Genomic DNA, 22969 nt, shown 5'->3' with positions numbered 1-22969 from the left:
GTGCTCCCGGCCGCGGTGGCGGGGCGGTGCAGGGGCATGGCCCGCATCCTACGCAACTCCCCCGCCGTTTCCCGGACGTGCCCCCCCTTGCTCTCCCGGGAGCGCCCCGCACTAGCATGGGGCGCATGCGGACACTGCAGGCAGCAATCATCGACGAGATGGGCGTGAAGCCCGAGATCGACCCCCAGCAGGAGATCGAGGCGCGCGTCCAGTTCCTCTGCGACTACCTCCGGACGAGCGGCACCCGGGGCTTCGTGCTCGGGATCAGCGGCGGCCTGGACTCCACGCTCGCGGGACGGCTCGCCCAGCTGGCCGCCGAGAGGCTGCGCAGCGAGGGTGTCGAGGCGCAGTTCGTGGGCGTGCGCCTGCCCCACCGGAAGCAGCACGACGAGGAGGACGCCCAGGCGGCCCTGCGCTTCGTCGCCGCCGACCGCACCATCACCTACGACATCGCCCCGGCGGTGGAGGGCTTCGAGCACGGCTTCGAGGGCGCCACGGACCGGGAGATCTCCGACTTCAACAAGGGCAACATCAAGGCCCGCATGCGGATGATCGCCCAGTACGCGATCGCCGGGGAGCACAACTACCTGGTGATCGGCACCGACCACGGCGCCGAGTCCGTGACCGGGTTCTTCACCAAGTACGGCGACGGCGGGGCGGACGTCCTGCCGCTGTTCGGTCTCGACAAGCGGCAGAACCGGCTCCTCGCGAAGACCCTCGGCGCCGAGGAACGGCTGTGGGCCAAGGCCCCCACGGCGGACCTGCTCGACGACGCCCCCGGCCAGACCGACGAGGCGGAACTGGGGCTGTCCTACGACGACATCGACGACTACCTGGAGGGCCACGAGGTCGACGACGCCGTGGCGGAGAAGATCGAGCACCGCTGGCGCACCACCCGGCACAAGCGCACGACCCCCGCCACGATCCTCGACGACTGGTGGCGGGACTGACGCCCGGAGCACCCGCGGAGCGACGGAGCCGCGCACCCCGATCGGGGTGCGCGGCTCCGTCGTCGTCGGGGCCCCTCAGCGGGTGGCCCAGGTCCGCCCGGCCGCGTAGTGGACGGTGTAGCCCTTCGAGAAGCGCTGGCGCACCTCGGCGCCGTACCGGTACTCGTCGGTGACGGGGAAGCCGTAGCCGCGCTCACGGCCGGCGGCCTTCCAGGCCCGGCCGATCGCGCCGTACAGCTTGATCGCCCGGGAGCCCGTGCCGGGGCTCCACATGACCTGGGTGGAGCGCCCGTCGCGGCGGAAGACCTGGTAAGCGCCGCCGGTGGCGGGGCGCTCGTCCGTGGCGGGCAGGCCGAAGTTGTGCTCCCGGCCGGCCCCGATCCACTTCCGTCCGATCGAGCCGTAGTTCTTCACGGCCATCGCCCCGTAGCCGGGGGCCCAGTAGATGGTGGTGGTGCGGGTGCCCTTCCGGAACTGCTGGTAGACACCGCCGTGCACGAGACCGCCGCGCTCGCTCATGGTGGGCTCGCCGAGCACGGCGGCTCCGCCCAGGCGGTGGTACTTGGTGCCGATGGCGCCGCGGACGGTGTGGGCCGGGGCGGTCACCGGGGGCACGAAGCCCTGCGCCGGGGTCGGGAACGTCCCCGGCACGGCCTGCCCGGCCGGATAGGCGTAGTAGTAGATGGTCAGGTAGGTCTCCCAGCCGGGTCCGTCCGAGCCCGACGTGGCGACGTGGCTGACACCGATGCCGAGGTGGGTCAGGTCCCGGGCGAACTGGTCGGTCCCCTCGCGGGGGTAGAAGTCCAGCAGGTAGTGGGCGAGGGCCTCGACCGCGTCGACGCCCTCGAACGCGCCGGTGAAGACGCCCTTCCCGTAGTACTGGTCCATCCGGACGCCGCCGGAGGGGGCACCGGCCCAGGGGTCCGGGTTGCGCGACTCCTTCCGGGCCCCGGCCATGGTCTCCGCCCACTGCTGGGCGTTGCGGGACAGCGCGGTGTTGTAGACCAGCGGGGCGCGCCGCGCCTGGCTGCGGTGGTCGTTGACGATCTCGAAGGCCTCGGTGATGTCCTCGACCGTGGTCGGGTGGGCACCGGCCGCCGCCGCCCCGGCCAGGCCGCCGGCGGCGAGGCCCCCGGCGGCCGGAGCCTCCGGGACCTCCGCGGGGCTCGCCGGGGCGACGTCGCCGGCCGAGCCCCCGGACAGGCGAGGGGCGGGCGCGCCCGCGGGGCCGGACAGCTCGGGAGGCCCGGACAACCGAGGCGGCTCGGGCGGAGGAGTCGGCGCTGCGAGCGCCGCCGGGACGCCGCCGAGGAGGAGGGCGAAGGCGGTGGACACGACGAGCGCGGTCCGTGCGAGGTTCATGGGGGGTCTCTCCCTGCTGGGGACGGCGCCGCCGGGGGCACGGGCCAGCAGGAAGTTAGCATATGCAATCACCGGAGGGAAGGGGTCCGCAGGCAATCGCCGACCGGGCGGGCGGGCGGCCCGCCCCGTGGGCGGGGGCGTCCGGGCCAGCCGGTAACGTGGGGACCATGAGGATCGCCACCTGGAACGTGAACTCCGTCCGCGCCCGCGCCGACCGCGTGGAGGCGTGGCTGCAGCGCTCGGACGTGGACGTCCTGGCCATGCAGGAGACCAAGGCGAAGGACGAGAACTTCCCCTGGGAGCTCTTCGAGTTCATGGGCTACGACGTCGCCCACTTCGGCCTCAGCCAGTGGAACGGCGTGGCGATCGCCTCCCGGGTGGGCCTCGAGGACGTGGAGCGCACCTTCCCGGACCAGCCCGCCTTCGGCAAGCCCGGCGAGGAGCCCGTGCAGGAGGCCCGCGCGATCGGGGCCACGTGCGCGGGGGTGCGCGTCTGGTCCCTCTACGTCCCCAACGGCCGCGGCCTGGAGGACCCGCACATGCCCTACAAGCTCGAGTGGCTGCGCGTGCTCAAGGACCACGCCAAGCAGTGGGTCGACGAGGACCCGCAGGCGCAGGTCGCCCTGGTGGGCGACTGGAACGTGGCCCCGCAGGACGAGGACGTGTGGGACCTGCAGTTCTTCCTCGACAACGGCCTGACCCACGTCAGCGCGCCCGAGCGCGCCGCCTTCCGCGCCTTCCTCGAGGAGGCCGGCTACCAGGACGTGGTCCGCCCCCGGCACCCCGGCCCGGGCGTCTACACGTACTGGGACTACAAGGGGCTGCGCTTCCCGAAGAAGGAGGGCATGCGCATCGACTTCCAGCTCTACTCCCCCGCCCTGGCCGGCCGCGTCACGGACGCGTCGATCGACCGCGAGGAGCGCAAGGGCAAGGGCGCCTCGGACCACGCCCCCGTGATCGTCGAGATCGCCTGAGCGGCCGTGTCCCAGCTGCTGCAGGTCGGCCGGACGTTCCGCTCGGCCACCGGGATCCCCCACCAGTTCGCCCTGCGGGTGTACGTGCCCGCCGAGGAGCTCGACGCCGTGTACGCCCCGCTGCTGCCCCGGGCGCTGTCCCCCGAGGAGGCCGGGGTCAACGAGCTGACCGAGCAGCTCGCCCGCCTGGCCGAGCCCGGTGAGGAGCCGCTGCCCCCGGCCGTGGAGCCGTTGTGGACCCTGCCGTTCTCCGCGGCGCCCCGGGGCCGGGACATGCTCGCGGCGGGGGTCGGCGACTTCCCCGTCTACCACCCCCCGCAGCGGCTGCGCCGCTCGCTGCGGCTCGTGGCGCTCGCCGAGGAGGAGGGCGGGCAGCCCCTGCCCAACCTGCTCATCCCCGAGGACGCCGTCCGGGCCGCGGGCGAGCGCGTGAGCCGGGAGCACTTCGTGCCCGTCCACGCGCGCCAGTCGGCGTTCACGGTGCCCATGGCCTGGTTCTCGCTGTTCACCGCCCAGGACCACACCGAGAGCTTCCACCACGGCAACCGCGTGCACCGGTGCGCGGTGCCGGTGGACCTCGCGACCCGGCGGGTGGTGCGCGCCGCGCAGGTGGTGGAGGACGCGGGCGGTGAGGACCTGGAGGACCTCGCCGAGGACCTCACGCACCTGGGCCGGTGGCTCGGGGCGTTCTCCGCCAACTCCCTCGTGGTCCTGCACTACGGCTCGCTCGCGGACGCGTTCCAGCCGGACGAGAGCCCGCAGGACTTCGCGGACGCCGTGGAGCTGCTGGCCGCGCAGGACGCCCACGGCGCCGCCGTGGCGTTCCGCCGGCTCATGCACCGCTGGCTGCCGCTGGCGCACCTCGAGAACGCCAGCTGAGGCGTGGTCGGGAGTGCCCGGCGGTGTCTGCGCACGATCACACCCGGTTCCCTCGTCGTGCTGTCGGAGAGGACTCACGACGCCGAAGTGCACCCGTAGCGTGGTTCGCTCGGTGTTCCGGCGGAATGGCGCCGGCCCGTCCTGGAGCGGCGCACGGTCACGGCCTCACTCGGCCCTTATTTCGCGGCTGACCGGGGTGGCCTGTGCGTGGCCGCCCTACCCGTCGGTTGGGGAAATATGCGCAGCTCAGTCGTCGGATCCTTGCCCGCAGGAACACCGGATCCCTACCGTGAGCGAGGGTCGGCACCACGGCCCGCAAGGTTCCCGGCATGCGATGAAGGATGCTTCCCCATGGACCACAAGCTCTCCGTGCTCGTCCAGGTCGACCTCGACGGGGCCTACGTGCGCCTGGTCGTGACCGGGTGCCTGACCGGGGCCAACCATCACGTTCTGTATCCGCTGGTGCGCCGGGCGCGGACCCTGATCCCGCCGGTGACGGTCACCGTCGACCTCACCACCGCCGGGCATGTCGAGGAGGGCGCAGTGGATCTGCTCCGCTGGGCACTCGAGCACGACGGCCCCACCCCCGGGGCCGGACCGGCGAAGGTCCTCGCCCCTGTCCAGGTGCGTGCTCACCGGCCGGCACGCCGACACGTGCCCGTACCTGACGGTGGATGAGCCCGGGGCGGTCCTGGCCCGGGTGCGTATCCGGCCCGGCACCGCTCCGTGAATGCCCGCTCAGCCCGCGCGGGGAGCTGTTCCTCCTCGAGGATCTCCCCGCTCGAGGCCATGATGCAGGGCTCGCCCACTGAGTCGGCGCAGAGCTCGTCCTCCCTGTCGATCCCGAGCTCCTCCGCGGCGGCGCCGAGGCCGCGGTCGTGAGAGGCTCCCGGCGTGGTGCCCATCGACCCTCAGCACGCGGTTGATCGAATCACAAGGATCATCCCGGAGTTGTCCGCGACTTCCGGGCGCATCGTGAGGACATCGTTACCCCACGTCATACCGGGAACGAGTCGACCGGTCGCTGCCGTCCTGGCACGGACGACCGTGCGTGGCGCTGAAGCAGCGCTGGGCCGGACAAGGCTTCCGAACCCCGGTAGGGCGGGCTACGGTCGAGTCTGTGAGGGGTGACCGGGTTCACCGGCTCGGATCCGGGTGTCGCACCCATGCCTGCAGTGTCCGGACGTAGGAGCGAGACCATGATGCATGTGCCATCGATGATCAAGAGCTACCCGAAGGACCTCGGCAAGGTGGACGAGGTGAAGCTGGCGGCCTGTATCGCCGCCTGCATCGAGTGCGCCCAGACCTGCACGGCCTGTGCTGACGCGTGCCTGTCCGAGGACTCGGTGGGGGAACTGACGCAGTGCGTCCGCACCGACCTGGACTGCGCCGATCTGTGCGCAGCCACGGGCAACGTACTCTCCCGGCACACCGGTCAGGACCTGAACATCACCCTGGCCGCGCTGCGGGCGTGCTGGATGGTGTGCAAGGCCTGCGCCGACGAGTGCGAACAGCACGCCGACAGGCACGAGCACTGTCGGATCTGCGCGGAGGCGTGCCGCCGGTGCGAACAGGCGTGCATGGACCTGATCGCGGAGCTGGGCTGACCTGTGGCGGACAGCAAGGAGCACACGGACGGGCGGTCCGCGCACGAGAAGAAGTCGATGTCGATGTACGCGAAGTTCGGCATCATCATGGTGGTCAGCCTCGGGCTGATGTGGGTGCTGTCGATGTCGATGGTGCGCACCCTGGACCACTTCTACTTCAATCTCAGCAACTTCTACATGGCCCTGATCATGGTCTCCGCGATGGGCCTGGTCATGGTGGTGGGCATGTGGTCGATGCTGAAGAACACCAAGGCCAACATCGCCATGCTGGCCGGGTTCGCCGCCCTGTTCGTGCTCGCCCTCTCCCTCGGGCGCACCGAGACGTTCGTGGGCAACGAGGCCTTCCTGGAGTCGATGATCCCGCACCACTCCCGGGCCATCCTGGTCTGTCAGGAGTCGGCCATCACCGACCCGGAGATCGAGCAGCTGTGCGAGGCCATCGTGGAGACCCAGCGCGAGGAGATCGCCCAGATGGAGCAGATCCTCGGCGAGGACTGAGCACATCCCTTCGACAACGGGAAGGACCACCATGAACACCACCCACCGCCCCCTCGAGTTCCGGAAGCTGGCCACCGTGCTGACCCTGGCCACGGCCGCCGCCATGACCGCCGGCTGCGGCACCGGCGACTCCCCGGCACCCGGCACCGAGGCGGAACCCAGCCCCACCCAGCAGGAGCCGACCCCGGGTGCGGCGACCGCCAACGCCTACACCGGGCCCTACGACGAGGAGTTCCGGACGGAGGTCTCCTCCTATGCCGGGCAGGAGGTGACCCTCACCGGGGAGATCGCCGATCTGGTCCCCTCCCGCTCCGCCCTGGTTCTCACCGACCCCCGGAACCCGGACCTGGACCCGCTGCTGGTCAGCGCCCGGTACGCCTTCCCCGACGCCGAGGAAGGCGCGGTCGTCGAGGTCACCGGCACCGTGCAGACGAACTTCCAGGCGCGGGTCGATCAGGACGACCAGGACAACGAGGCCGGGTTCTACGACCGCCACATCGGCCAGCCCTACCTGGACCAGGCCGACCTCGGGGCTGGATAGTTCCTCGGGCCGTGACCAGGCCGGTTCAGGCCGGGTGCAGCTCGATGGTGAGCAGCTGGGGCGGGGCGTTGATCCGCACCGGCAGCAGGCTGAACCCGATCCCGCAGGTCACGTACATCTCGTTGCCCTCGGCCCCGTAGCCGGCAGGGGCGAAGCCGTCGGCCACGAGCTCCTCCTCCTCGGTCAGTCCCAGATAGGACCACCGGGACAGCAGGGGCAGGGCGATCTGGCCGCAGTGGGTGTGCCCTGCCACTGCCATCGGCGCGGTGTCGGCGGCCAGCTCCGGGAACGTGGTCGGGTTGTGCATCATCACCAGCCGTGGCGCCGTCTCCGGGACGTCGTCGGACGCTGCCCGTGGGTCCGCTTCCCCGACCGCGGCCGGGCCCACCCCCACGAGGAACAGTCCCGGTCCGGGGGCGCCGCCGGGGGCGGGCACGACAGCCGCCTCGTTGGCCAGGACCTCGATGCCGTGCTCCTCGAAGGCCGCGGTGAGCTCGTCCACGGCCTCGACGGCGTAGTCGTGGTTGCCCATCACCGCGTACACCGGGATCTCGGCTGCGGTCAGGGGTTCCAGCAACCGGGTCACGTCGCTCACCCGTTCCTGGATGCTGGCCTCGCTCTGGTAGAGGAAGTCCCCGGGCAGCAGCACCGCCTCCGGTCGTGCGGACACGGTGCGCTCCACCACGCGCTCGATCATCGAGGTGTTGTCCCACCACATCCCCACCTGCAGATCGGAGAACACCATCACCTGCGCCCCGTCCCAGTCCGGGCCCAGCCCCGGGACACGGGCCTCGATGCGCCGTTCGTCGAGGATCAACCGAGGCTCGATCGCCACCCCGTAGCCGGCCACGAGCAGGCCCAGGGCGATCACGACCGCCACCAGACCCGTGCCGACGCGGCGAAGACGGCGGCGCCCGCGGCCGCCGGGCCGGGCGCCGTCGCCCCGGGCAGCTGGATGGGCCATCGGAATCCTCTCGTGGGTCACCCGGCCGGCACAGGACAGCTGGGCGGTGGACGAACGGCCTGTCGATGCCGCCCCTCGTGCGCCTCCACCCTAACGGTCCCCCTTCGTGCCCCCATCGGTTGCTGCGCTGCGGCCTCCGGTGGAGGGAAGGACGACCCGGCGGTGGCGTGACGTGCGGCGAGAGGCGTTCGGTCCCGCTCGACCGGTCCCGCCGGCGAGCTCGACCGGCCCTCCTGCCGAGGCGGCAACGGCGGCTAGTGTGGCAGGACACCGTCCGACGACACGCCAACCCGAACAACCGCCACCCAGAACAACCGCCACCGGAGCACCGAGGAGCACGCTGATGACCCACCGCACCCTGACCCTTGCCGCGGCTGGCCTGACCGGGGCGCTGCTGCTGACCGGATGCCAGGACGAGACGAGACTGACCCAGCTGGACCAGTCCGAGGTCGCCACCGAGGAACTCGTCGGGAAGGAGATCACCCTCACCAACGAGGTGGAGGGGATCTACGGCGAGGAGTTCCTGACCATGGGCGACGAGCAGACGGTGGTCTTCGTGCGCGAGATGCCCGCCGACCTGCGCCCCGGCGACGAGATCGAGGCCACCGGCACCGTCGAGGCGGGCGACCTGTTCAGCGAACCCGGCGACCGTGACCGGCTGATGCGGCTCACCGACGAGGAGACCGCCAACCACCTCGTCAACCGCGAGTCCGAGCCCTACCTCACCGAGGCCACCGTCACCGTCGTCGAGTAGGCACCCGCCCCACTCGACCACCCCCGACAAGAAGGTCTCGCTCGGCAGCTGCCCTCTGTTCGGTCCGCGGCCGGTGCAGGGCAGGATCCCACGAGAGAAACCCTTCCCGCCGCAGCGGCGGGAAGGGTTTCTCTCGTCCTGGGGCCACGGTCTAGTTGTCCTCGATGACCTGGATCTCGTCGGCGACCACGCCGAGGTCGAGCTCGCGCTCGATGAGGTAGGACGTCTCGGCATCTTCGAAGTCGACTCCCCAGTCGGTCTCGAGGTCGGTCTCCACGATCTGGCGGACGGTGCCGGTGACCTGGACCATGTCCCCGTCCTGAAGGTCCTGGTCGGCGGCGTCGCCCCCCACGACCGGGGTGTCGTCCTCACCGACGGTGAACAGGTTCGGGCCCACGATCTCGGTGACCTCGTTCTGCATCGTGACCGTCTCGTTGAGGATCGCCGCCTGGGCGGAGGCATCCCCCTCCTGGGCCTCCTGGACCGGGGTCTCCTCGGCGCAGCCGACCATCAGCGCGGAGGCGAAAGCAGCCGCTGCCGGCAGGGCGAACTTCTTCTTCGAGCTGGTCAACATGATGTTCTCCGTTCGATCGGATCGTTCGCTACTGACCTTTCCACCGTAGAAGCCCGGTCTTCTCCATTCCTCCGAATGGGGTCACACGGGCATCACGATGCCCTGGGCATCGTGTGGACGCGAGCTCGTCAAACGCTCCACGCCCGTCTTCCGTCCACCGTCCGAACGGGGTGGACACTCCTGCTCACTGGAGGGCGGAGGTGAGGCGGGCGGTGTTGTCGAGGTACTTCTGGTACCAGGGCCGAGCCAGCCAGTCCGCGAGCTCCAGTTCGTGGCTGTGCTGTCGGTAGTCGTCCACGAGTTCGTCCAGACAGCTCACGAAGTCCTGGTCGACGACCAGGAGGTTGACCTCGTGGTCGAGCACGAAGGAGCGGATGTCCATGTTGGAGGAACCGACCACCGCGGCGTCGTCGTCGATGAGCACGAACTTCGAGTGCAGCACGTAAGGCGCCCGGTAGAGGAAGATCCGGATCCCGTCGCGGATGAGCATCTCGTAGAAGGAGCGCTGGGCGTGGTGGGTGAGGGCGTGGTTGGAGGTCTCACCCATGTACAGGTGCACCTCCACGCCCCGGCCCACCGCGGTGCGCAGGGTGTTGTACATCGAGTCGTCGGGCACGAAGTAGGGGCTGCACACGGTGATCCGCTCCCGCGCGGAGGCGAAGAGGTGGTTGAACAGCTGCTGGTTGGACTCCTGGCCCAGCCCCGGCCCCGACGGCAGCACCTGACAGACCAGCTTCCCGGGAGAATTCTCGCCCCGGCCGCCAGCCGGGGCCTGGTCCGCGCCCAGAACCAGGTCATCCGTCTCGCAGTACCAGTCCGTGGCGAACAGCGCGTCCAGGTGCCCCACGGCCGGGCCGTGGAGACGGACCGTCATCCCGATCCACTGCAGGCCCTGCTTCCGGTTCTTCTTCTTGTTGTAGCTGCGGTCGATGACGTTCTGAGACCCGGTGAACGCCACGACCCCGTCGACCACGAGGATCTTGCGGTGGTTGCGCAGGTCCGGCCGCTGGTACTCCCCGCGCCAGGGCCGCACCGGCAGCATCCGCCGCCAGTCCATCCCCGCCGCCTCCAACCGGCGCACGAGGTCCTTGTACCCGGGGTACCCGGCCGAGCCGAGGTGGTCGATGAGCACCCGCACCGTCACTCCACGAGCGTGGGCCTCCTCCAGGGCCGCGACCACCGGCTCGGTCGTGTCATCGGCCACGGCGATGTAGAACTCGAAGTGCACGTAGTGCTCGGCGCTCCGGATCGCCTCGGCCATCGCGGCCAGCGAGATGTCGTAGTCGTCGAGCACCTCGATCCGGTGACCCCCGGCCACGGGGAACGCCCCGTTGTGCTGGTTCAGCCGCACCGTCTCGGCCAGCCAGTCCGGCATCGCCTGAACCTCCTGGGCGCCGGTGCCCGGGCCGTGTACATCGACCAGCGCCGCCGCCTCGCGCTGCTTGGCCTTGCGGCCCTCGGGCAGGTCCGCCCGGCCCAGGAGCAGGAACACCAGCCCGCCCAGAATGGGGAAGAAGAAGATCACCAGCAACCAACCCCAGGCCGCCGAGGGACGCCGGTTGTGCGGGATCGTGCCCAGCGCCACGAGACGGATGAGCAGGTCCACGGCGAAGACCGCGGCCCCCGCCCACGGCGGGACGGTGCTCCACAGCCACTGGGCGATGTCCATCCGCCCACCCTACGGGCAGACCGCTCGCAGAACCCCGCTCCCTGGTGCAGAGCAGAGCTGCTCGCGCGGCTCCCTGCTCGGCGGGTGGAGGGGACCCAGCCCGCCCTCGTCATCCGGCCGGTCCCAGTACGGAGGGGGAGGACAGGAATCGTTCTGGGCCTCGTGAGGGCTCCGACCGATTCATCGATCCGCCGAAGAGCGGCGAGAGGGCTGATTGCTCCTGGACCGCCGGCGGAGTAGGTGTGGGGCATGAGCGCACCGGACCCGGACGAGATCTACGACCGCGCCAAGGACGAGGGGGCGCGACGGCTGTCCATGCCGCCCCTGGAGCAGGCCCCCACCGGGTTCATCGCCGGGGTCACTATCGTCTTCGGCATCGTCGCCCTGTCCATGGCCGAGGAGCTGATCGCCCCCGGTTTCGGCCCCGGCCCGGGCAAGCTCGCCGGGGCCCTGGCCTTCGGCACCGGAGTGGTCTTCCTCGTGATCGGCCGGTCCGAGCTGTTCACCGAGAACTTCTTCGATCCCGTCGCCGCGGCCATCGACCAACAGGGGGCCTCGGTCTGGTTCCGGCTGGGACGGCTGTGGCTCCTGGTGCTGGTGCTCAATCTGGTGGGCGGGACGGTCATGGCTGCGATCTTCACCGTCGAGGGTGCGCTGCCGGCCGGGGCCCACGAGGTCCTCGTGTCGGTCGCCGAGGAGATCGCGGCCAAGAGCGGGTGGGCGACCTTCGCCCGCGCCATCGCCGCAGGCACGCTGCTGACCCTGCTCTCCTACCTGCTGCACGCCGCCGACTCGGCCACCGCCCGCATCGTGCTGGCCTACCTGGTCGGGGTCTTCCTGGCTCTGGGTCCCTTCGACCACGTGGTCGTCTCCGCCCTGCACCTGCTCTTCGGGATCTGGCTCGGCGCCGCCGTCACCGTCGGGGACCTGGGACAGAACTTCGCCCTGGCGGTCGCCGGGAACCTCGTCGGCGGGCTGCTGCTGATGACTCTCACCCACACCGTGCAGGCCAAGAGCTCCCCCGGATCGGGCTGAGTTCTCACCCCCGCCCCACCCTCCGTGCGACCGCCGCTGAGCCGGAGGGCGCCACTCCGGGCACCTGACGGCGGACCGACGAGATGCTGACGGGTGCGAAGCCGCCGGCCGGCTCTCTGGTGAGGCCGGGCCGCCGCCACGAGGATCCACACCACGTCAGGCGCCCGGGCCAGTGCCCGATGCCTGGGTCCCTCAGGTGGTTCGTGCGCCGGGGGTGGATGAGGGACCCAGCGCCCTCGGTCCCCGCGTCCGTCCGCACCGATCGGGTCGCCGCGGTGTGCCGGTTGCAGCGCGGGCGGCGCACCGCCGCGACGACGTTCGGTGCCGCCTCCGAGCAGCTGGTGCGATGGGTCCTGCGCCGCTGCGGCCACCGCTCGTTGCACCTCGACGACGCTGCCGGCCCCGGCCCGGCTGCGGTCCTCAGCGGTCCAGGGTCCGGCTCGGTGTCGTTCCGTAGAGCTGCCGGTAGTACTGTGCGAAGCGCCCCGGATGGGTGAAGCCCCAGCGGGCGGCGATCCCCTTCACCGTGTCCCCGCGAGCCGGGTCACCGTCCTGGAGGTCGCGGTGGGCGGCGTCCATCCGCGTCCGGCGCAGGTACTGGGCCGGGGTCAGCGCCAGGGGATGGTTGGCGCGGAACGCCTGCACCAGGTTCTTCGTGGTCGTCCGGGCGGCGCGGGCGGCGTCCTCCACGGTGATCGGGTCGGAGGCGTGGTCGTCGAAGAACTGGGCCGCGACCCGGTAGCGGTGGGCCTGGGCCTCCATGGACAGGTACCGCTCCTCGCGGTCCCCGAGCAGAGGGAAGCACTCGAGCAGGCCCACGGCCAGGCGACGGGTGAGGTCGGCGCGCACCATGGGTTCGTCGAAGGCCGGTGTTCCCAGCACCTCGGCACCGAGGCGCACCAGGCCCGACCAGTACTCGCCGAGCCGGGCGCTGACCGGTGCGGAAGCAGTGAAGCCCACCGGGGTCTCGGCGCCGTAGACGGTGTCGGCCGTGGCCTGCACCAGCGGCACGGGCAGATGCGCCATGGTCACGTCCACGTCCTGCGCGACCACCAAGGAGGGGTGGTCGGGGCGGAACAGCACCGATGAGCCCGCTGCCGCGGTACCGGTCTCCGCACGGATCTGCCAGTCGTACCGGATCCCCCGCACGTGGGCCACCGTGAACACCTCGGTGTCCCCCCACAAGGACATCGTTCCGCCCACGTGCACCGAGGACACCGCGAGCTGCTCGTCCCCGGCCCGCGACAGCCGGTAGGAGAATCCGGGATCGGCGGAGCTGTAGCCGAAACGCATGCCGGTCCGCTCGCCGAGAGCGGGCAGCACCTCCGGGTCCGAGACGATGAGCTCGTGGCGGAACACCTCACCCATGTGCCAGCACCGCCTTCCGTCCAGGACCCGCCCCACGGGGGCCCTGCTCCGAGTCTCCATTCTCCGGACCCGCCGGAGAACCCGCACCATTGTGACCCCATGCATCCCGAGGGCGCCCCGTCCCGGCGGCACGCATCGAGGCAGCGCGGGTGCCGGCGCGGATCGAGGCGGCGCCGGGGCACCCCCGCGTCCGGCGGGGACCGGGCGTCCCGAGAGCTGTCCTGTCCTCCCCGCACCTCCGTGCCGTCGCACGTCGTGATAGAACGAGCCGGTGCGCCAGTCCACCCCGCCCCCCGACCGTTCCCCCTCCCCGCCCCGTGTGCCGGCGTGGCTGGTCGTGCTCGCGGTAGTGGCCGTGGCCGTCAACCTCCGTCCGGGGGCCACCTCGGTGGGGCCCGTCCTCGCCGAGGTGCAGCAGGGGCTGGGGCTGAGCCCCACGATGGCCGGGGTGCTGACCGCCCTGCCCGGGCTCACGTTCGCCGCGGCGGGGGCGTGCGCGGCCGCGCTGTCCCGCAGGACCGGGATCAGCGGTGCCGTCACCGCCGGTCTCGCCCTGGTCGCCGTCGGGCTGCTGGCCCGGTCGGTCACCGGATCGGTGCCGGTGTTCCTGGGCCTGTCCGTGCTGGGCTTCGCGGGCATGGCCGTCGGGAACATCCTGGTGCCGGCCTTCGTCAAGCGCCACGGGGGCGGGCGCACGGCGGCACTGAACTCCCTCTACACGACCGGTCTGGCCGTCGGCGCCACGCTGCCCCTGCTGGCGGCCGGGCCGCTGGCCGCGCACGGACCGGGCGGATGGCGGTCCGCACTGGGCCTGTGGGGCCTCGTGGCCATGGTCGCCGTCGTCCCGTGGGCGCTCGTCACCGTCCGCGACCGGCGCGAGCCCGCCACGGCCCCGGGCCGGGCGCTGCGCGCCGGACGCGGCTCCTCGATCCTGCGCTCCCGCACCGCCGTGGCGCTGTGCGTCTACTTCGGCATCCAGTCGATGCACGCCTACGTCCAGTTCGGCTGGGTGGCCCAGATCTACCGCGACGGCGGCCTGGAGCAGGCGCAGGCGGGACTGATGGCCGCCCTCATCGCCGCCATGGGCATTCCGGGAGGGCTGCTCATGCCCGTCCTCGTGGCCCGCTCGCCCCACCTGAGACGGTGGATCGTGGGCCTGGGCGCGTGCATGGTCGCGGGCTATCTCGGGCTGCTGCTGGCACCCGCCGCCGTGCCCTGGGCCTGGGCCCTGCTGCTGGGGGTGGGCAGCTTCGCCTTCCCCACCGCCCTGGCCCTGCTCACGGCCCGCTCCCGGGACCCCCGGGTCACCGCGCAGCTGTCCGGGTTCACCCAGCCGGTGGGCTACCTGCTCGCGGCGGCCGGCCCCTTCGCCGTCGGCGCCCTGCGCGAGGCCACCGGCAGCTGGACCGCGCCCCTGCTGCTGCTGATGGGCACCGCGGTGCTCCTCGTCGTCGCCGGCGGCGTCGCGGCCGCGCCCCGCTACGTCGACGACGAGCTCGCGGGCCCGCCGGAACCGTAGCGGCACAGCCGGGTCCCGCGCCGAGCGGCTATCGTGACCGCATGACGGAACAGGGTGCAGGGCGGGCGATCACCGCCGGACTGGTCGGCTACGGCATGGCAGGACGCGACTTCCACGGGGAGCTGCTGCGGCAGGCCGGTGGCCGGGTCACCGACGTGGTCACCGGTAACCCGGAGCGTGCCGACCGAGCGGGCGCCGACTGGCCCGGAGTGCAGGTGCACCGGGACCTGGCCGGTCTGCTGGCGGGCTCGAGGCCCGATGTGCTGGTCATCGCCTCCCCCACCGGGCTGCACGTGGAGCACGCGCTGGCCGGCCTGGAGGCGGGGATCCCCGTGGTGGTCGACAAGCCGCTGGCCATGGACCACGAGGGCGCCACGGCCGTGGTCCGCCGCGCCGAGGCGACGGGGACCCCGCTGACGGTCTTCCACAACCGGCGCTGGGACAGCGAGCAGCTGACCCTGGCCCGTGTGCTCGCCGAGGGGCTCCTCGGGGACGTGCACCGGTTCGAGCGCCGCTGGGAGCGGTGGCGCCCGGTGCCCAAGGACCGCTGGCGGGAGAACGCGGTCGGCCAGGGCGGCGGGCTGCTGCTCGATCTCGGGCCGCACCTGGTGGACGCGGCGATCCAGCTGTTCGGGCCGGTGGCGGCGGTGCGGGCCGAGCTGCGCGCCCTGACGACGCCCACCGAGGACGACGTCTTCCTCGCCCTGGACCACGCCTCGGGCACGATCAGCCACCTGTGGGCCGGGAGCCTGGTCGGGGCGCCGGGTCCGCGGACCCGGGTGCTCGGCTCGGACGGAGCCTTCCTCGTTCCCGGCCACGACGACAGCCCGGGACCCTTCGACCTCCTGGGTCCCGGGGAGGGCAGGACGGGTCTGCTGGTCCGCGGCACCGAGACCACCCCCGTGCCCACCGCCCCCGGCGAGCCGGCCGACTTCTACCGGGCCGTGGCCCGGTGGCTCCTCGAGGACGGCGAGGCGCCGGTGGACCCCCGGGACGCCGTGGCCGTCGCCGCGGCCCTGGACGCGGCCCGGCGCAGCGCCCGCACGGGGGCGCAGGAGGTTCCCGCCGGCTCCTGAGGGCGGCGCGCCGCCCCGCGGGAGGCGGGTTGCGGGGAGCTGCGCGCCCCGGCCGACCGGTAGCGCAGGACACCGGGGACGCACCCGGTGTCCGCCAGCCGCTCGCCGCGGGCGAAGTCGGCCCACAGCCGCCGGAGCCGCCGGCCGTGGTCCTGGACGTCCGCCCACGCGGCCCCGGCGAGCAGCCCGGTGCCGGCCCAGGTGTCCTCGTCGCCGAACAGCAGCGGGAGGTCGATCGTGTGGGCGGCGCCGTACGGGTTGCCGGGGGCGGCCCAGGTGAGCACGTAGGTGTGCGCCGTTCCGCCCGCCCTGGCGTGCCGGGCGGCGAAGCGGCGGACGGCCCGGGAGTAGACGGCCGAGGTCACGTGGCCGACGACGGCACGGCGGAGCACCGGTCCGAGCAGCGGGACCCGGGTGGCCCGGTGCAGGACGGGCAGCCCGGGCAGATAGAGCCTGGCCTCCTCGGCGGTGCGGCCGACGAGGACGTCGATGTGCGGGGCCACGCGGTCCCAGGCCGCCTCGACGTCCTCCTCGTCGGGCAGGGGGTGGTGCCCGTACTGGGTGCCGAACGGCATCCGGCCCATCAGACCGAAGGAGGAGGCGCGGGCCTCGACCTCGGACTGCAGGGTCACCACCTCGGCGGCCGGTGTCCCGGCGGTGACGGTCTCGGCCAGGGCCGCCATGGCCGCGGTCATCGCCGCCCGGCCGCGGGCGATGCCCAGCGGAGGGCTCTGCAGGATGGCCCGGCGGAACAGCGACTCCGCGCCGGGCACGGCCATGAGGTGGGCCACGGCGTCGCCGCCGGCGGACTGGCCGAACACGGTCACCCGGTCCGGGTCCCCGCCGAAGGCCGCGATGTTGCGCCGCACCCAGCGCAGCGCCTCGAGCTGGTCGAGCAGTCCGAGATTCGCCGGGCGGTCCCGCCCCGAGCCGAGGTAGCCGAACAGTCCCAGCCGGTAGGTGACGCTCACGACCAGGACGCGCTGCTCGGCGACCAGGGGCCGGGGGTCCATGATCGGGGCGTCCCCGGCGCCGGTGGTGTAGGAGCCGCCGTGGATCCAGACCATCACCGGCAGCCGCTCCCCCGTCTCCCGCTCGAGGGGCAGGGTCACCGACAGCCGCTGGCAGTGCTCGTCCCGCGGGAGCCCGGCGAGGGTGTCGCCGAGGACCTCGGCCAGGAAGGGCGAGTGGGCCTGGGGGCAGGCCGGGGCCGGTTCCGTGGCGTCGAACGGCTCCTCCCGGTCCGCGACCGCCACGGGCGCGGCGAACCGCTCGGCCGTGGCGTACGGGATCCCGGTGGCCCGGACGACGTCGCCGTCGACCCGGCCGCGCACCGGACCGCTGGGCGGGGCGAACGTGCACGTCGCAGTGGTCATGCTTCCTTCTACCACGCCGCCCGCAGGTGTGTCGGCGGCGCGCACGGACCGGCCGCGCCCCGGGCCGTCCCGTGCGGCGCCGGCCCCGCGGGGAGACTTGGAGGCGCCCCTCGGCGGCCCTGGGTAGATTGAGCTGTCGACCGACAGGAGCCGCCCATGGCCGCACCCCCGCAGCGCCCGGCCCGATCCGCCCGTTCCGCGCGCCTCCGCGCGGTGGCCTCCGACGTGCCGGCTGCACGGTGAGCCGCACCGTGAGCCGCGCTGTGAGCCCCACCGTGAGCCGCCCCGGGCACCGCGCCGGCGTCGCCGCGATCCTGGTCACCGCGGTCCTGTGGGGCACCACCGGGACCGCGGCGACCTTCGCCCCCGGCGCCGGCCCCCTGGCGATCGGGGCCGCCGCGCTGGGGGTGGGCGGACTGCTGCAGGCGGCGATCGCCCTGCCCGCGCTGCGCCGCTCGCGGCGGGCACTGCGCACCCACGCCGGGCTCGTGGCGGCCGGGGCCGTGGCGGTGGCCGTCTATCCGCTGGCGTTCTACAGCTCGATGCACCTGGGCGGCGTCGCCGTCGGCACGGTCGTCTCCCTGGCCTCCGCGCCGCTGGCCTCCGGCGTGCTGGAACGCTTCCTCGAGCGCCGCCCCCTGAGCCCGTGGTGGATGCTGGCCGCGTTCCTGGGCGTCCTCGGGAGCGCCCTGCTGTGCCTGTCCCGGGCCGGCGGGTCCGGGGCCTCGGCCACGGACACCGCCGCCGGCATCGGGCTCGGCCTGGTGGCCGGGGCGACCTACGCGCTGTACTCGTGGGTGGTCCACCGGCTGATGGGCCGCGGGGTGGGGCGCGCGGCCTCGATGGGCGCGGTCTTCGGGGCCGGCGGGGCGCTCCTGCTCCCCGTCCTCGCCGTCACGGGGGCGCCCCTGCTGGCCTCGGCGCAGTCGTTCGCCGTGGCCGCGTACATGGCCCTGGTGCCGATGTTCCTCGGGTACTTCCTCTTCGGCGTCGGGCTCACGCGGGTGCGCCCGAGCACGGCGACGACCCTCACCCTGACCGAGCCGGCCGTCGCCGCGGTCCTGGCCGTCGCGGTCGTGGGCGAACGGCTGACGGCCGCCGGCTGGACCGGGCTGGCTGTCATCGCCGCCGCGCTGGTCGTCCTGGCGCTGGCCCCCACCAACGTCGTCGTGCCCCGGCCGGGCGCGCCCGGCGGAGCCCCGGCCGCCCGGGCACCGGCCGCTCGGGCACCGGCCGGCGGGGTGCCCGGCGCGGCGCACCCGGTCGGGGCGCGCGCGGCCGCGGAGGGGGCGGCCGTGACACCGCGCCCGGGGACTGACTAGGTTGGGGACGCCCCCGCACCGGACGTCCCCGAGGAAGAACCCCCATGACGCAGCAGGTCAGCCAGCCCCCCACGACCGAGAACGACCCGTGGTGGCGCTCCGCGGTGATCTACCAGATCTACCCCCGCTCCTTCAACGACTCCGACGGTGACGGGCTGGGCGACCTGCCCGGCGTCGTCGAGCGACTCGACTACCTCGCGGACCTGGGCGTGGACGTCCTGTGGCTGTCCCCGTTCTACGTCTCGCCGCAGCACGACGCCGGCTACGACGTCTCCGACTACCGGGACATCGACCCCCGCTTCGGCACCCTCGAGGACTTCGACCGGATGCGCGCCCGGACGGCGGAGCTCGGGATGCGGCTGATCGTGGACCTGGTGCCCAACCACACCTCGAGCGAGCACGAGTGGTTCCGGGCCGCGGTGGCCGCCGGGCCCGGCAGCCCCGAGCGGGACCGGTACATGTTCCGGGACGGGCGGGGCGAGCACGGCGAGCTGCCGCCGAACAACTGGCGCTCCGTGTTCGGCGGCGAGGCCTGGACCCGCCTGCCGGACGGGCAGTGGTACCTGCACCTGTTCGACAGCACCCAGCCGGACCTCAACTGGGAGAACCCGGAGGTGTGGGAGGAGTTCCGCTCCGTCCTGCGCTTCTGGCTGGACCGGGGCGTGGACGGCTTCCGCGTGGACGTGGCGCACGGCCTCGTCAAGGCCGAGGGGCTGCCGGACTGGGACCGGCAGGTGCACATGGTCGAGGGCGAGTTCGACGCGCGGGAGCACGACGACCCGGACACCCCCATGCAGGAGTCGAGCCCGTACTTCGACCAGGACGGCGTGCACGAGGTCTACCGCGACTGGCACCGGGTGCTCGCCGAGTACGAGGGCGACCGGATGATGGTGGCCGAGGCGTGGGTCGAGCCGGCACACCGGCTGGCGATGTACGTCCGCTCCGACGAGATGCACCAGGCGTTCAACTTCGACTTCCTGGTGGCCGGGTGGGACTGGGCCCGGATGTCCCGGGCGATCGAGGACTCGCTCCGGGAGGCGGCGGGAGTCGGCGCGCCCACCACCTGGGTGCTGTCCAACCACGACACCGTCCGGCACGTCTCCCGCTTCGGTCTCGCCGACCCCATCGCCTACCCCAAGGGGATCGACGCGGACGGCGAGCAGCCGGACCACGAGCAGGGCCTCGCCCGCGGCCGCGCCGCCGCCCTCGTGGAGCTCGCCCTGCCCGGCTCCGCCTACCTGTACCAGGGGGACGAGCTGGGCCTGCCCGACCACACGCGCCTGCCCGCGGAGCTCCGCCAGGACCCGGCGTTCGCCCGGACGCGGGGTGAGGAGATCGGCCGCGACGGCTGCCGAGTCCCGCTGCCCTGGGCCGCGGAGGAGCCCGGGCACGGCTTCGGGCCCGACCCGTGGCTGCCGCAGCCCGAGGTCTTCGCGGAGCTCGCGGCGGACCGGCAGGTGGGGGTGCCCGACTCCACGCACACGGTGTACCGCACGGCGCTGCGGGTGCGCCGGGAGCTCGGACTCGGCCGCGGCACCTTCGCGTGGCACGCGAGCCACGACGCCGCGACGGGCCTGCTCTCCTTCGTGAACACCACCGGCGCCGGGGAGCGGATCCTCGTGGCGGCGAACCTGGGCGGCGCCACGGTCCCCCTGCCCGCCGGAGAGCCGCTCGTGCTCAGCCGGCAGGACGCCGTGCTGGACGGCGCCCTGCGGCCCGAGCGGGCGGTCTGGTGGCGCCTGGCCTAGCCGCTGCCTCCGCCCGGGACCGGGTGCCGGTGCCCCCGGGGCCGGGCGGCCCGGCCCCGGGTCCCGACGGGGCCCATCAGTCCGAGGGGGTGGGCTCCGCGCACGCCCGGCGCAGCCAGTCGCCGACCGGGGACAGCGTCCGCTGCAGCTCGGCCAGCTCGGCGGGCTGCACGGAGGGGCCCGCGGCGTCCAGGGCGGCCACGGCGTCGTCGAACGCGGGACGCAGCTCGGCGGGCAGCCGCGGGACGAGCTCCCGCACGGAGGCGGCCGCGTCCTGCGGTCGGAAGTGGGGGTCCGGCTCGTCGCCGGACAGCGGCACGAGGGTCAGTGCGGTGTAGGCGCTCGCCACGTCGAAGCAGGTCTTCGGCTCCGAGGAGGGCCCGGACGGCACCGGTGAGGGCGAGCCCGTCGCCGTCTCGAGGACGAGCCCGGGCGGCTGCTGGCCGGCGCCGCAGCCCGTGAGCGCCAGCAGGCACAGGGCGGACAGCGCGGCCGCTGCTGCCCCGCGGGGGCTCGGGCGACGGGGATGGCGGCTCACGGCTCCCAGGGTAGGGAGCGAACCTCGGTGTCGGCTGGCAGCCGCCGGGACGACCCCCGGCACGACGAAACCGCCGGCCCCCGAGGGGACCGGCGGTTTCCGCGGTGGCTCCGACCGGCGTCGATCCGGTGACCTTACGATTTTCAGTCGTACGCTCTACCAACTGAGCTACAGAGCCCCGGCACATCCGCAGCGGATATGCCGCGACGGCGCCGCATCGTGTCGATGAACGCCGTCTGAGCGACCCTGACGGGACTTGAACCCGCGACCTCCGCCGTGACAGGGCGGCACGCTAACCAGCTGCGCTACAGGGCCTTGCTGTTTCCAACGAGGATTGATCTTACCAGCATTCCTCGGCGGTTGTGCAAATCGGCGGGAAGACCCTCCGATCGCGTACCCCCAACGGGATTCGAACCCGTGTCGCCGCCGTGAAAGGGCGGTGTCCTAGGCCACTAGACGATGGGGGCCGGACACCCGCGTCGACGGCCACGACCTCGGCGACCGAGGACCGTGACACGGGGGAAACCGAGTACAGCTTAGAGGCTCGCCCGGAGTCCGCACAATTCCCGTCCGGCCCCGGGACCCAGCCGGCGCACGGGCTCGTGCGGTAGGAAGGGACGGTGATCGAGATGACCCGCAAGGAGTTCGACGGCGCCGTCGACGACGCCATCGACCTGATCCCGGACGCGCTCTTCCGGGCGATGGACAACGTGGTGATCCTGGTCGAGGAGGAGCCGCCGGAGCACTCCCCGGAGCTGCTCGGCCTCTACGAGGGCGTGCCCCTCACCGCCCGGGACGGCGGCTGGGGCGCCGGCTCCCTGCCGGACCGGATCTTCGTCTACCGGGGACCCCTGCAACGCATGTGCGCGGAGCGCGAGGAGCTCGTGGAGGAGATCACGGTCACCGTCATCCACGAGGTCGCCCACCACTTCGGCATCGACGACGACCGCCTGCACGAACTGGGCTGGGGCTGAGCCGGTCCGCTCAGGCGTCCCAGGGGCGGATGTCGTCGGAGTCGAAGTCCTTGCGGGTCTCGATCCGCTCGTCGTAGCGGTCCGGGACGATCAGCACGGGCCCGGCGGCGTTGTGCAGCACGCCCTGCGACGTGGAGCCCAGGAGCATCCCGGCGAACCCGCCCCGGCCGCGCGTGCCCACCACCACGAGGCCGTTGCGCCGGGTCTGCTCGACCAGCACCTGCACCGGCGCCCCGTCCGCGAGCTCGGAGCGGATCTCCAGGTCCGGGAACCAGCTCTCGAGCCAGGCGACCCCGCCGTTCAGCGCCCGCGCGACGTCGTCGTACATCACCTCGAAGTCCACCGCGGTGGGCATCCACGCGAGCGCCCCGCTCACGGGCGGGAGCGCGCACAGCACCGTCAGCGGCACGCCGAGCAGGCGTGCCTCCTCCGCGGCGTAGAGCATGGCCGCCCGGGCCTGCGCGGAGCCGTCCGAGCCGACGACCACGCGGTCCACGAGGGCCCGGGTGCTCGTGAGCTCCTCCGCGCCCAGGTGCTCCTGCGCCCACGGGAGGGGGACCACGCCCGTGGGGCACTTCGCGTGCGCCGGCACGGCCGTCGAGACCGTGCCGAGCAGCCGGCCCAGCAGACCGCCCCGGCCGCGGGAGCCCAGCACCAGCAGCTCCGCCGTGCGGCTCAGCTCGAGCAGGGCGCCGGAGGGGTCCCCCGTCTCGACGGTCGCCCGCAGCTCGACCCCCACCTCCCGGACCTGGTCCGCCGCGTGGTTCAGCAGCTCCTCGACGCCCTGGGTGAGGGCGGCCTCGTCCACGGTGGCGTAGCCGGTGTCGAATCCCGAGCCGGAGAACACGGGCAGGCTGTACGCGGTGACCAGGCGCACCGGGCGGCCGCGGCGGCGCGCCTCCCGGGCCGCCCACCGCAGGGCCCCGAGGCTCTGCTCGGATCCGTCGATGCCCACGACGATCTCCCCCGTGGCGTCGAGGGAGCGGCTCTGCCCGCCGCCCGAGGGGATGCGCCGCCGCACCGCCTCCTCGCCCAGGCTGGTCTCGTGCGGCTCCTCGCGCTCCCGGTCCCGGGACGGGTGGTCGGTCATGGTGCTGCCTCCTGTGCGCGTCCTCGGTCCGCGGCGCTCCGGTCCCGCCGCGGGCTTCGCCTCCGATGGTACGCGCGGCGGGGCGACGGCCGGTGCCTCGCAGGGCACCGCGGCGGCCCTCCGGGATGAGAGGATGAGGACGCACTGTGCA

21 protein-coding genes, 3 tRNA genes and 1 pseudogene are annotated in these 22969 nt (G+C 73.1%); 14 read left to right on the top strand and 11 right to left on the bottom strand.

The window, feature by feature from the left end; translation table 11 throughout:
• Window positions 1-125 precede the first annotated feature (125 nt).
• Window positions 126-950 carry an ammonia-dependent NAD(+) synthetase gene (gene nadE / locus Q0817_RS04425; protein WP_298584854.1) on the top strand — a complete coding sequence of 275 codons (825 nt, stop codon included), beginning with the start codon at window positions 126-128 and terminating at the stop codon, window positions 948-950.
• A gap of 75 nt (window positions 951-1025) precedes the next feature.
• On the opposite strand, the gene Q0817_RS04420 is transcribed toward nadE, so the two are convergent.
• Window positions 1026-2312 carry a CAP domain-containing protein gene (locus Q0817_RS04420; RefSeq protein WP_298584851.1) on the bottom strand — a complete coding sequence of 429 codons (1287 nt, stop codon included), beginning with the start codon at window positions 2310-2312 and terminating at the stop codon, window positions 1026-1028.
• Between the two features lie 167 nt (window positions 2313-2479).
• Between Q0817_RS04420 and Q0817_RS04415 the strand changes: the two genes are divergently transcribed.
• The 6 genes from Q0817_RS04415 to Q0817_RS04390 all read left to right on the top strand — a co-directional run bounded on the left by Q0817_RS04415 (window position 2480) and on the right by Q0817_RS04390 (window position 6811).
• Window positions 2480-3286 (top strand): exodeoxyribonuclease III, encoded by an 807-nt coding sequence (locus Q0817_RS04415; protein WP_298584848.1) that lies wholly within the window; start codon window positions 2480-2482, stop codon window positions 3284-3286.
• A gap of 6 nt (window positions 3287-3292) precedes the next feature.
• Complete coding sequence (locus tag Q0817_RS04410; protein WP_298584845.1) at window positions 3293-4165, top strand: hypothetical protein; 873 nt, start codon at window positions 3293-3295, stop codon at window positions 4163-4165.
• A gap of 351 nt (window positions 4166-4516) precedes the next feature.
• Window positions 4517-4843 carry a hypothetical protein gene (locus Q0817_RS04405; protein WP_298584843.1) on the top strand — a complete coding sequence of 109 codons (327 nt, stop codon included), beginning with the start codon at window positions 4517-4519 and terminating at the stop codon, window positions 4841-4843.
• Between the two features lie 521 nt (window positions 4844-5364).
• Window positions 5365-5772 carry a four-helix bundle copper-binding protein gene (locus Q0817_RS04400; protein ID WP_298584841.1) on the top strand — a complete coding sequence of 136 codons (408 nt, stop codon included), beginning with the start codon at window positions 5365-5367 and terminating at the stop codon, window positions 5770-5772.
• A gap of 3 nt (window positions 5773-5775) precedes the next feature.
• A complete protein-coding gene (locus Q0817_RS04395; RefSeq protein ID WP_298584839.1) occupies window positions 5776-6270 on the top strand; it encodes a DUF305 domain-containing protein in 495 nt (164 codons plus the stop codon).
• Window positions 6271-6301: 31 nt separating this feature from the next.
• Complete coding sequence (locus Q0817_RS04390) at window positions 6302-6811, top strand: hypothetical protein (RefSeq protein WP_298584837.1); 510 nt, start codon at window positions 6302-6304, stop codon at window positions 6809-6811.
• 25 nt (window positions 6812-6836) lie between these two features.
• Here Q0817_RS04390 and Q0817_RS04385 read toward each other — a convergent pair whose 3' ends face one another.
• Window positions 6837-7775 (bottom strand): metallophosphoesterase, encoded by a 939-nt coding sequence (locus tag Q0817_RS04385; protein WP_298584835.1) that lies wholly within the window; start codon window positions 7773-7775, stop codon window positions 6837-6839.
• A 343-nt stretch (window positions 7776-8118) separates the two neighbouring features.
• On the opposite strand from Q0817_RS04385, the gene Q0817_RS04380 reads away from it, so the two are divergent.
• Window positions 8119-8529, top strand: coding sequence for a hypothetical protein (locus Q0817_RS04380; RefSeq protein WP_298584833.1), 411 nt, complete (start codon window positions 8119-8121; stop codon window positions 8527-8529).
• Window positions 8530-8680: 151 nt separating this feature from the next.
• Here the strand turns inward: Q0817_RS04380 and Q0817_RS04375 are convergent, their stop codons facing one another.
• Both Q0817_RS04375 and cls read right to left on the bottom strand, forming a co-directional pair.
• Window positions 8681-9103 (bottom strand): hypothetical protein, encoded by a 423-nt coding sequence (locus Q0817_RS04375; protein WP_298584831.1) that lies wholly within the window; start codon window positions 9101-9103, stop codon window positions 8681-8683.
• A 184-nt stretch (window positions 9104-9287) separates the two neighbouring features.
• Window positions 9288-10772 (bottom strand): cardiolipin synthase, encoded by a 1485-nt coding sequence (gene cls, locus Q0817_RS04370; RefSeq protein WP_298584829.1) that lies wholly within the window; start codon window positions 10770-10772, stop codon window positions 9288-9290.
• Between the two features lie 249 nt (window positions 10773-11021).
• On the opposite strand from cls, the gene Q0817_RS04365 reads away from it, so the two are divergent.
• Window positions 11022-11807 (top strand): formate/nitrite transporter family protein, encoded by a 786-nt coding sequence (locus Q0817_RS04365; protein ID WP_298584828.1) that lies wholly within the window; start codon window positions 11022-11024, stop codon window positions 11805-11807.
• A 420-nt stretch (window positions 11808-12227) separates the two neighbouring features.
• Here Q0817_RS04365 and Q0817_RS04360 read toward each other — a convergent pair whose 3' ends face one another.
• Complete coding sequence (locus Q0817_RS04360; protein WP_298584827.1) at window positions 12228-13175, bottom strand: helix-turn-helix transcriptional regulator; 948 nt, start codon at window positions 13173-13175, stop codon at window positions 12228-12230.
• Window positions 13176-13446: 271 nt separating this feature from the next.
• Here Q0817_RS04360 and Q0817_RS04355 point away from each other — a divergent pair, with 271 nt between their 5' ends.
• The gene (locus tag Q0817_RS04355; RefSeq protein ID WP_298584824.1) at window positions 13447-14694 is read left to right on the top strand and encodes an MFS transporter; all 1248 of its coding nucleotides are present in this window, start codon (window positions 13447-13449) and stop codon (window positions 14692-14694) included.
• Window positions 14695-14735: 41 nt separating this feature from the next.
• Window positions 14736-15686: pseudogene (locus Q0817_RS04350) on the top strand (Gfo/Idh/MocA family oxidoreductase); the annotation flags it as partial.
• On the opposite strand, the gene Q0817_RS04345 reads toward Q0817_RS04350, so the two are convergent.
• Window positions 15629-17146 carry a carboxylesterase family protein gene (locus Q0817_RS04345; protein ID WP_298584822.1) on the bottom strand — a complete coding sequence of 506 codons (1518 nt, stop codon included), beginning with the start codon at window positions 17144-17146 and terminating at the stop codon, window positions 15629-15631. The pseudogene Q0817_RS04350 and the gene Q0817_RS04345 sit on opposite strands and share 58 nt — an antisense overlap.
• A gap of 263 nt (window positions 17147-17409) precedes the next feature.
• Between Q0817_RS04345 and Q0817_RS04340 the strand changes: the two genes are divergently transcribed.
• Together Q0817_RS04340 and Q0817_RS04335 are read left to right on the top strand one after the other, a co-directional pair.
• A complete protein-coding gene (locus Q0817_RS04340) occupies window positions 17410-18468 on the top strand; it encodes a DMT family transporter (protein ID WP_298584820.1) in 1059 nt (352 codons plus the stop codon).
• A 44-nt stretch (window positions 18469-18512) separates the two neighbouring features.
• The gene (locus Q0817_RS04335; RefSeq protein WP_298584818.1) at window positions 18513-20216 is read left to right on the top strand and encodes a glycoside hydrolase family 13 protein; all 1704 of its coding nucleotides are present in this window, start codon (window positions 18513-18515) and stop codon (window positions 20214-20216) included.
• A gap of 76 nt (window positions 20217-20292) precedes the next feature.
• Here Q0817_RS04335 and Q0817_RS04330 read toward each other — a convergent pair whose 3' ends face one another.
• The 4 genes from Q0817_RS04330 to Q0817_RS04315 form a co-directional block, all read right to left on the bottom strand.
• Window positions 20293-20754: a hypothetical protein gene (locus Q0817_RS04330; protein ID WP_298584816.1), complete on the bottom strand. Its 462-nt coding sequence runs from the start codon at window positions 20752-20754 to the stop codon at window positions 20293-20295.
• Between the two features lie 105 nt (window positions 20755-20859).
• A tRNA-Phe gene (locus tag Q0817_RS04325) sits at window positions 20860-20932 on the bottom strand.
• Between the two features lie 63 nt (window positions 20933-20995).
• Window positions 20996-21069 (bottom strand) — tRNA-Asp (locus tag Q0817_RS04320).
• A 79-nt stretch (window positions 21070-21148) separates the two neighbouring features.
• A tRNA-Glu gene (locus Q0817_RS04315) sits at window positions 21149-21221 on the bottom strand.
• Window positions 21222-21374: 153 nt separating this feature from the next.
• On the opposite strand from Q0817_RS04315, the gene Q0817_RS04310 reads away from it, so the two are divergent.
• A complete protein-coding gene (locus Q0817_RS04310) occupies window positions 21375-21728 on the top strand; it encodes a metallopeptidase family protein (protein ID WP_298584814.1) in 354 nt (117 codons plus the stop codon).
• Window positions 21729-21738: 10 nt separating this feature from the next.
• On the opposite strand, the gene Q0817_RS04305 is transcribed toward Q0817_RS04310, so the two are convergent.
• A complete protein-coding gene (locus Q0817_RS04305; RefSeq protein WP_298584811.1) occupies window positions 21739-22818 on the bottom strand; it encodes a universal stress protein in 1080 nt (359 codons plus the stop codon).
• Window positions 22819-22969 lie beyond the last annotated feature (151 nt).

The organism is uncultured Kocuria sp. (genome assembly GCF_947500125.1).
GTDB lineage: Bacteria > Actinomycetota > Actinomycetes > Actinomycetales > Micrococcaceae > Kocuria.
Note: the sequence above shows the minus strand (reverse complement) of the source record. Positions and strands in the feature narration are given on the sequence as shown.